Consider the following 8,801-nt stretch of genomic DNA (forward strand, 5'->3'; position numbering starts at 1 on the left):
TGTACGTACGGGTGGTGGTGCGTGCTTACTGGTTGCCGCAGGCGGACGTGGTCACGGCCCCGTCCAGCCAGGGCAGGTCGTGGCCCATCCGGTCCCGCTTGGTGCGCAGGTACCGCAGATTGTGCTCGCCGGCCTCGACCGGCATGGCCTCCCGGCTGGTGACCTCGATGCCGTGTCGGACGAGGGCGGCGGACTTGTCGGGGTTGTTGGTGAGCAGCCGGACGGTGTGCGCACCGAGGTCGGCGAGGATCTGCGCGCCGGCGGCGTAGTCGCGGGCGTCGGCGGGCAGGCCCAGCTCCAGGTTGGCGTCGAGGGTGTCGCGGCCGCGCTCCTGGAGTTCGTACGCGCGCAGCTTGGACAGCAGCCCGATGCCGCGGCCCTCGTGGCCGCGCAGGTAGACGACGACCCCGCGGCCCTCGGTCCTGATCCGCTCCATGGAGGCGTGCAGCTGGGGGCCGCAGTCGCAGCGCTGGGAGGCGAAGATGTCGCCGGTCAGGCATTCGGAGTGCATGCGGACCAGGAGGTCGCTGCCGTCGCCGATCTCGCCGTGGACGAGGGCGACGTGCTCGACGCCGTCGACGGTGGAGCGGTAGCCGTAGGCGGTGAAGGCGCCGAAGGCGGTCGGCAGGCTGACCTCGGCCTCGCGGCGCACGGTGGGCTCGGCGGAGCGGCGGTAGGCGATCAGGTCCTCGATGGAGATGATCGTCAGGCCGTGCTTGCGGGCGAAGGGGATCAGCTCGGGCAGGCGCAGCATGACGCCGTCCTCGCCGGCGATCTCCACGATGGCACCGGCCGGGCGCAGGCCCGCGAGGCGGGCCAGGTCGACGGCGGCCTCGGTGTGGCCGTTGCGGACCAGGACGCCGCCGGGCTTGGCGCGCAGCGGGAAGACGTGGCCGGGGCGGACGAAGTCGCCGGGGCCGGAGACCCCGTCGGCGAGGAGCCGCAGGGTGGTGGCGCGGTCGGCGGCGGAGATGCCGGTGGAGACGCCGTGGGCGGCGCTCGCGTCGACGGAGACGGTGAAGGCGGTCTTCATCGACTCGGTGTTGTTCTGGACCATCTGGGGGAGTTCGAGCCGGTCGAGCTCGGGGCCCTCCATGGGGGCGCAGATCAGGCCGCGGCACTCGCTCATCATGAAGGCGATGATCTCCGGGGTGGCCTTCTCGGCGGCGATGACGAGGTCGCCCTCGTTCTCGCGGTCCTCGTCGTCGACCACGACGACCGGCCGGCCCGCCGCGATGTCGCGGATGGCCTGCTCGACGGGGTCGAGGAGGAAGGTCTCTTCGGGGATCTCGGGCACGGGCTTGAGGCTGGTCATGCCGTTGCTCCTTCCAGGGCCGGGGCGGGGGTGGTGGTGCGCGAGCGCTGGTACCAGTCGTAGGCGCCCCAGACGACGAGGGCGAAGTACACGACGTAGACGAGGCCGGAGAAGGCCAGGCCGCCGTTGAAGGCGAGGGGGACGCCGACCAGGTCGACGAGGAGCCAGGCGATCCAGAACTCGACGAGGCCGCGGGCCTGGGCGACCATCGCGACGATGGTGCCGACGAAGATGTACGCGTCGGCCCACGGGCTCCAGGACAGGTCCGGGTAGAGCGTGAACAGGCCGCCGACGGCGAGGGTGCCGAGCGCCGCCCCGGCGAGGAGCAGAGCGCGCTCCTTCCAGGTGGCGGTGCGTACCGCGATGGAGCCGTCCTGGGCCTTCTGGCGGCCGAGCTGCCAGGCGCGCCAGCCCCAGGCGGCCACGCCGATGACGAGGAGCTGCTTGCCGACGCCGCCGGCGAGGTGGGCGGAGGCGTAGGCGGCGATGAGGATCAGGCCGGAGAGGAGCTGGGCGGGCCAGGTCCATATGGAGCGGCGCCAGCCGAGGGCGAGGGCGGCCAGGCCCATCAGGTTGCCGATCATGTCGGACCAGATGACCTTCTGGCCGAAGACGGTGAAGGCCTCGGCGTTGAGCCAGGTCAGGGCGGTCACCGGCCGTCTCCCGTCGGATTCGCGTGCAGCGGGTCCACGCCGGCGGCCAGGAGGCGTTCGACGTACTTCGCGAGGACGTCGACCTCCAGGTTGACCGGGTCGCCGGCCTGCTTGGTGCCGAGCGTGGTCAGGGCGAGGGTGGTGGGGATGAGGCTGATGGTGAACCAGTCGGCGGCGGCTTCGACCACGGTGAGGCTGACGCCGTCGACGGTGATGGAGCCCTTGTCGACGACGTACCGCGAGAGGTTCTCCGGGAGGGCGACCTTGACGATCTCCCAGTGCTCGGAGGGGGTCCGGGAGAGGATCTCGCCGGTGCCGTCCACGTGCCCCTGGACCAGGTGGCCGCCGAGGCGTCCGCCGAGGGCCATCGGGCGCTCCAGGTTGACCCGGGAGCCCGTGGTCAGGGCGCCGAGGCTGGAGCGGTTCAGGGTCTCCTGCATGACGTCGGCGGTGAACTCGCCGTCGGCGGTCTCCACGACGGTCAGGCAGACGCCGTTGACGGCGATGGAGTCGCCGTGCTTGGCGCCCTCGGTGACGAGGGGGCCGCGCAGCCGGAAGCGGGAGGCCTCCTCGAGCTGCTCGACAGCGGTGACCTCGCCCAGTTCTTCGACGATTCCGGTGAACACTCAGAGCTCCTTGGGGGCGGTGGTGGGGATGGCGGTGATGCGCAGATCGGGGCCCACGCGGACGGCCTCGGTGATGTCGAGGCGGACGGCCTGGGAGATGTTCGTGATGCCCGCGTCGCCGAAGGCGGCGGGGCCGGCGCCGAGCAGGGCCGGGGCGAGGTAGCCGACGACCCTGTCGACGGCTCCGGCCTCGACGAAGGCGCCCGCCAGGGTGGGGCCGCCCTCCAGGAGGAGGGAGCGCACGCCTCGGGCGTACAGCTCCGTCAGGAGCGGGTGGATCGGGATCCGGCCCTCGTGCGGGGGCAGCCGCAGCAGGTCGATGCCGGGCAGGTGGCGGGTGTCGGCGTCCTCGGCGACGACCAGCAGCGTGGGCGCGGAGTCGTCGAGGATGCGGGCGGACGGCAGGAGTCCGGCGTGGGTGTCGAGGGCCACGCGCAGGGGCTGGGTGGCTCCGTCGATGCCGCGTACGGCCAGGTGGGGGTCGTCGGCGCGCAGGGTGCCGCCGCCCACCAGGACGGCGTCGGCCTCGGCGCGCAGCCGGTGGACGTCGGCGCGGGACTCGGCGGAGGTGATCCAGCGGCTGGTGCCGTCGGCCGCGGCGCTGCGGCCGTCGAGGGTGGCGGCGTACTTCCAGGTCACGTGGGGGCGGCCGAGCCGTACGGAGGTCAGCCAGGCGGTGTTGCCGGCCTCGGCCTCGGCTTCCAGGAACCCGGCCTCGGTGTCGATCCCGGCGGCGCGCAGGGTGGCCGCGCCGCCGCTGGCCTGCGGGTTCGGGTCGGAGACGGCGTAGACCACGCGGGCGATGCCGGCCTCGACGAGGGCGCGGGCGCAGGGTCCCGTACGGCCGGTGTGGTTGCAGGGTTCGAGGGTGACGTAGGCGGTGCCGCCGCGGGCCGCGTCGCCCGCGGTGCGCAGGGCGTTGACCTCGGCGTGCGGGCCGCCGGCCCGTTCGTGCCAGCCCTCGCCCACGACGGTGCCGGAGGCGTCGGTGATGACGCAGCCGACGACGGGGTTGGGGCTGGTGGAGCCGAGTCCGCGGGCGGCGAGCTCGACGGCTCGGCGCATGGCACGGGCACCCGCGTCGGTTGCGGGTGCTGCGTGCGCGGCGTGTGTCGCCACCGGGTCCTCCTGCCTCATCGGGCACGGACTCCGGGGCCTGTCGGGATACGACAGATGAAGCGGTCCAGCTCACAGGGGGACGCCGAGGCCGAAAAAACGGTCCGATCGGGCATGTCCGCAGGGATATGCCGATGAACCGCCGACGGCGGCGTACCCGTGACTGGCCCGCCGCGCACTGCCTCCCATCCGGACTTTAACCGTCGGTCCAGGAATCTCACCTGGTCAACCGGCCGCTGGCTGCGGACGGGTCGCGGACTATAACCGCCGGTTCGGAATTACACCGACCCCGGAGTGCGCTGCTACTGGTACTCCAGCCAGTCTGCCACGGGTGATCCGCCACCATGCAGACGATGCGGTGTGGCCTGGCTCACAGAGGGTGACCCGGGGGTGACCGCCGCCGGGACCTGGCCAAGTGGACGCGGGGTTGGTCCAGACCTATTGACGGGGTGGTCTAGTCCTCTTAACGTTCCCTTCATCTTCTCGGGAACAGCCCGTCAGATGTGCGCACGTCACGGGCCAACACGCTTCTGCACCAGTCCTGTTGCTTCACGTTGTGTCCACTTGTGTCCCGCATCCTCCCCTCCCCAGGAGGCACCATGCTGTCCCCCACACGTACGAGAGCGATGCTCCTGGCATCCGGCGCCGCGATCGCCGGACTGCTGGTGGGCGGGCTCTCGGCGGGCGTCTCCCATGCCGCCGACAACGAGTCGTGTCGCCCCGACGGGCTGTACAAGACGGCCGGCGTCGACGTCCCCTACTGCTCGGTCTACGACTCCGAGGGCCGCGAGAAGATGGGCGCCGACCACCAGCGCCGCGTCATCGGGTACTTCACCGGCTGGCGCACCGGCAAGGACGGCACCCCCGCCTACCTCGCCCACAACATCCCGTGGTCCAAGGTCACCCACCTGAACTACGCCTTCGCCCACGTGGGCGCCGACAACAAGATCTCGGTCGGCTCGGACAGCGTGAACAACGCCGCCACCGGGATGACCTGGCCCGGCGTCGCGGGCGCCGAGATGGACCCGGCCCTCCCCTACAAGGGCCACTTCAATCAGCTGACCAAATTCAAGAAGCAGTACCCGAACGTCAAGACGCTGATCTCGGTCGGCGGCTGGGCGGAGACCGGCGGCTACTTCGGCGACGACGGCAACCGCGTCGCCTCCGGCGGCTTCTACTCGATGGCCACGAACGCCGACGGCTCGGTCAACCAGGCCGGCATCGACACCTTCGCCGACTCCTCCGTCGAGTTCGTCCGCAAGTACGGCTTCAACGGCGTCGACATCGACTACGAGTACCCGACCACCATGAAGGACGCGGGCAACCCGCTCGACTGGCAGCTGGCCAACGCCCGCCGCGCCGGTCTGGTCCAGGGCTACGCGGCCCTGATGAAGTCCCTGCGCGAGAAGCTCGACCGTGCGGGCGCCGCCGACGGCAAGCACTACCTGCTCTCCGTCGCCGCCCCCTCCTCCGGCTACCTGCTGCGCGGCATGGAGACCTTCCAGGTCCAGAAGTACCTGGACTACGTCAACATCATGTCCTACGACCTGCACGGCGCCTGGAACGAGTACGTCGGCCCCAACGCCTCGCTCTTCGACGACGGCAAGGACGGCGAACTCGCCGCCGCCGGCGTGTACTCCACCTCCCAGTACGGCGGCATCGGCTACCTCAACACCGACTGGGCGTACCACTACTTCCGCGGCTCGATGCCGGGCGGTCGCATCAACATCGGCCTGCCGTACTACACCCGCGGCTTCAAGAACGTGCAGGGCGGCACCGACGGCCTGTGGGGCAAGGCCCCCGCGACCACCTGCCCGGCCGGCGCGGGCCTGACCAAGTGCGGTGACGGCGCGGTCGGCATCGACAACCTGTGGCACGACAAGGACACCAACGGGGTCGAGTCCCCGGCGGGCTCCAACCCGATGTGGCACGCCAAGAACCTGGAGAAGGGGGTCGTCGGCGACTACGTCACCAAGTACGGCTTCCCGGCCAACACCACGCTGACCGGCACCTACGTCCGCAAGTACGACTCCACCCTGGTGGCACCGTGGCTGTGGAACGCGCAGAAGAAGGTCTTCCTCTCCACGGAGGACGAGCAGTCGGTGGCCGCCAAGGCCGACTACGTGGTGAACAAGGGCATCGGCGGCACGATGGTCTGGGAGCTCGCGGGCGACTACGCGTACAACGCGGCCAAGGGCCAGTACGAGATGGGCGACACGCTCACCGACACGATGTACCAGAAGTTCAAGTCGGCCTCGCCGTACGGCGCGAAGAAGTCCGACGCGGCGCTTCCCACCCAGGCCGTGAACATCAAGACGGAGTTCACCGAGTTCAAGCTGGGCGACTCCAACTACCCGCTCACCCCGAAGCTCAAGATCACCAACAACACGAACACGACGCTGCCCGGCGGCACCGAGTTCCGGTTCGACTACGGGACCTCGGCCCCGGACAACGCCTCCGACCAGTCGGGCTTCGGCACGAAGGTGATCAGCAGCGGTCACACCGGGAACAACGTCGGCGGCCTGAAGGGCGACTTCCAGCGGGTCTCCCTGAAGCTCCCGGCCTGGCAGACGCTGGCCCCGGGCGCCTCGGTCGACCTGGCGTTCAACTACTACCTGCCGGTCTCCACGCCCTCCAACTGGACGGTGAACATCTCCGGCACCACCTACGCCCTCGCCGGGGACCTGGCGCGCGGCACCACGGTGACGGAACCGGGCGGCACCCAGCCGCCGACGACCCCGCCGACCACTCCCCCGACCACGCCGCCCACCACCCCTCCCCCGACGGGCGGGACCTGTACCGGCCCGGCGTACGTGGCGGGCACGGTCTACAACAGCGGCAACGTCGTCTCGCACAAGGGCCACACCTGGAAGGCCCAGTGGTGGACGCAGAACGAGGAGCCCGGCACCACCGGTGAATGGGGCGTCTGGAAGGACCAGGGCGCCTGCTGACCCTGATCCGACCGAGGACCCGGTGGCCCGGCGGCCACCGGGTCCTCGCCCGTGCCTACGCTGTTCCGGTGAGCACCCATGTCACCGCGACCGACGCGGTCTTCGAGGAACACCGGCCCCGGATGTTCGGCATCGCCTACCGCATGCTCGGCTCCGCCGCGGAAGCCGAGGACACCGTGCAGGACGCGTACCTGCGCTGGGCGTCGGCGGACCGCGGGGACGTCGGCAACCCGGGGGCCTGGCTCGCCAAGGTCGTCACGAACCTGTGCCTCAACCACCTCACCTCGGCGCGGGTCCGGCGCGAGGAGTACGTCGGCCCCTGGCTGCCGGAGCCGGTCCTCACCGGGGACGGGACGCTCGGCCCGCTGGAGTCGGCGGAGCAGCGGGACAGCGTGTCCATGGCCCTGCTGGTGCTGCTGGAGCAGCTCACGCCGGTGGAGCGGGCGGTGTACGTGCTGCGCGAGGCCTTCGCGTACGGCCACCGGGAGATCGCCGGGCTCCTCGACCTCTCCGAGGCCAACTGCCGCCAGCTGTACCGGCGGGCGGCCCAGCGCGTGGAGGCCCCGCGGCCGCGCTTCCGGCCCGACCCCGCGCAGTGGCAGGGCCTGGTGGACACCTTCATGTCGGCGGCGCGCAGCGGGGACGTGTCCCGGCTGGAGGACATGCTGACGGCGGACGTGCGGTACGTGTCGGACGGCGGCGGCGTGGTCAACGCGGCGCGGCGGCCGATCCTGGGCCGCGACAAGGTGGCCCGCTTCGCGGTGGGCGCGCTGGGCAAGTACGTGGCGGGTCTGCCGGTCACCTTCGCGGAGGTAAACGGGGCGCCCGCGCTGCTGTTCGGGGAGGCGGCGGTCCTGCTGATCGAGTTCGAGAACGGCCTGGTCAGCGGGATGCAGGCGGTCGTGAACCCGGAGAAGCTGGAATTCCTGCGGCGCCAGCTGTCACATTCCTGAGGGCTGTCCGGTCCTTGCTGGCGAAGGCTTTTCCCCAGGGAAGGACGGACGGACCATGAGCACCATCCTCGTCACCGGCGGCACGGGAACCCTCGGATCGCAGGTCGTCACCCGGCTGCGGGACGCGGGCCACGAGGTCCGCGTCCTGAGCCGGCACTCCCCGGACCACCCCGTCGACCTGCGGGACGGCGCCGGGCTGGACGCGGCGATGGCGGGGGCGGAAGTGGTCGTGCACTGCGCGAGCAGCCCGCGCGGCGGGGACGACACGGCGGCGGGCCACCTCATCGGGGCGGCCCGGCGGGCGGGGGTCGGGCACCTCGTCTACATCTCGATCGTGGGCGTGGACCAGGTGCCGTACTCGTACTACCAGGTCAAGCACAAGGTCGAGCGGATGCTGGAGGAGTCGGGCCTGGGCTGGACGGTGCTGCGCACCACCCAGTTCCACGACCTCGTCCACGGCTACTTCCGGGCGATGGCGAAGCTGCCGGTCCTGCTGGTGCCCGCGGGGACGCGGGACCAGCCGATCTCGGTCGACGAGGTCGCGGACCGGCTGGCGGCGCTCGCGGTCGCCCCGCCGGCGGGGCGGGTGCCGGACATGGGCGGCCCCGCGTCGCGCGACATGACGGACCTGGCCCGGGCGTATCTCCGCGGCACGGGCCGCCGCCGCCCGGTCCTCCCGGTCCGCCTCCCGGGCAAGGCCGCCGCCGCCTTTCGCCGCGGCGGGCACCTGGCCCCGGCGCACGCCGTCGGCAAGGCCACGTTCGAGGACTTCCTGGCGCGGCGCTAACAGAACCGGCCTGTCGGGACGGGGCCGGGCGTGGCGCCGCCCCGGGGCTCCGCCTCGCACCCCGCTCCTCAAACGCCGGAGGGGCTGAAATGGTGCGGCGAGGCCGGACTGTCCGGGCGGGGCTGGACGGTGAGCGGGTGGGGTAGTGCGGCCGGATTGGCTGGCGCGGCTCAAAGATCGGGGCTCCGCCCCGGACCCCGCCGGGCTCTGCCCGGACCCGCTCCTCAAACGCCGGAGGGGCTGAATGTGTGCGGCGAAGCCGAATGGTGCAGCCAGGCTGGAGTTGGTGCGGCTGGGCTGAAGGATCGGTGCGGCAGGGCTGAAGGATCGGCGCAGCCGGGCCGGTTGGGCCGGGGTCGGGTGTGTGTCGGGGTGATCCCCGCAGGGCGCCGAACGCACT

General features: G+C 71.6%; 7 protein-coding genes and 1 riboswitch. Of the genes, 3 read left to right on the forward strand and 4 right to left on the reverse strand.

Annotated features, from left to right (window positions below; all coding sequences use genetic code 11):
- Window positions 1-25: 25 nt before the first annotated feature.
- The 4 genes from ACFYZ4_RS39055 to ribD are packed head-to-tail and all read right to left on the reverse strand — an operon-like array spanning window position 26 to window position 3,731.
- A complete protein-coding gene (locus ACFYZ4_RS39055; RefSeq protein WP_390786235.1) occupies window positions 26-1,315 on the reverse strand; it encodes a bifunctional 3,4-dihydroxy-2-butanone-4-phosphate synthase/GTP cyclohydrolase II in 1,290 nt (429 codons plus the stop codon).
- A complete protein-coding gene (locus tag ACFYZ4_RS39060) occupies window positions 1,312-1,968 on the reverse strand; it encodes a nicotinamide riboside transporter PnuC (protein ID WP_390786236.1) in 657 nt (218 codons plus the stop codon). Before ACFYZ4_RS39060 ends, ACFYZ4_RS39055 begins: the two co-directional genes overlap by 4 nt.
- Window positions 1,965-2,594, reverse strand: a complete 630-nt coding sequence (locus ACFYZ4_RS39065; protein WP_351299323.1) for a riboflavin synthase — start codon at window positions 2,592-2,594, stop codon at window positions 1,965-1,967. Before ACFYZ4_RS39065 ends, ACFYZ4_RS39060 begins: the two co-directional genes overlap by 4 nt.
- On the reverse strand, window positions 2,595-3,731 hold the full coding sequence (gene ribD / locus ACFYZ4_RS39070; RefSeq protein ID WP_390786237.1) for a bifunctional diaminohydroxyphosphoribosylaminopyrimidine deaminase/5-amino-6-(5-phosphoribosylamino)uracil reductase RibD: 1,137 nt from the start codon (window positions 3,729-3,731) through the stop codon (window positions 2,595-2,597). It lies immediately after the preceding gene.
- 150 nt (window positions 3,732-3,881) lie between these two features.
- Window positions 3,882-4,012, reverse strand: a riboswitch (FMN riboswitch).
- A gap of 297 nt (window positions 4,013-4,309) precedes the next feature.
- Here ribD and ACFYZ4_RS39075 point away from each other — a divergent pair.
- The 3 genes from ACFYZ4_RS39075 to ACFYZ4_RS39085 all read left to right on the forward strand — a co-directional run bounded on the left by ACFYZ4_RS39075 (window position 4,310) and on the right by ACFYZ4_RS39085 (window position 8,401).
- Window positions 4,310-6,661 (forward strand): chitinase C-terminal domain-containing protein, encoded by a 2,352-nt coding sequence (locus tag ACFYZ4_RS39075; protein ID WP_390786238.1) that lies wholly within the window; start codon window positions 4,310-4,312, stop codon window positions 6,659-6,661.
- A gap of 68 nt (window positions 6,662-6,729) precedes the next feature.
- The gene (locus tag ACFYZ4_RS39080) at window positions 6,730-7,614 is read left to right on the forward strand and encodes an RNA polymerase sigma-70 factor (protein WP_384350667.1); all 885 of its coding nucleotides are present in this window, start codon (window positions 6,730-6,732) and stop codon (window positions 7,612-7,614) included.
- 55 nt (window positions 7,615-7,669) lie between these two features.
- Complete coding sequence (locus ACFYZ4_RS39085) at window positions 7,670-8,401, forward strand: SDR family oxidoreductase (RefSeq protein WP_390786239.1); 732 nt, start codon at window positions 7,670-7,672, stop codon at window positions 8,399-8,401.
- Window positions 8,402-8,801 lie beyond the last annotated feature (400 nt).

Origin of the sequence: Streptomyces sp. NPDC001513 (genome assembly GCF_042894695.1) — a bacterium.
GTDB lineage: Bacteria > Actinomycetota > Actinomycetes > Streptomycetales > Streptomycetaceae > Streptomyces.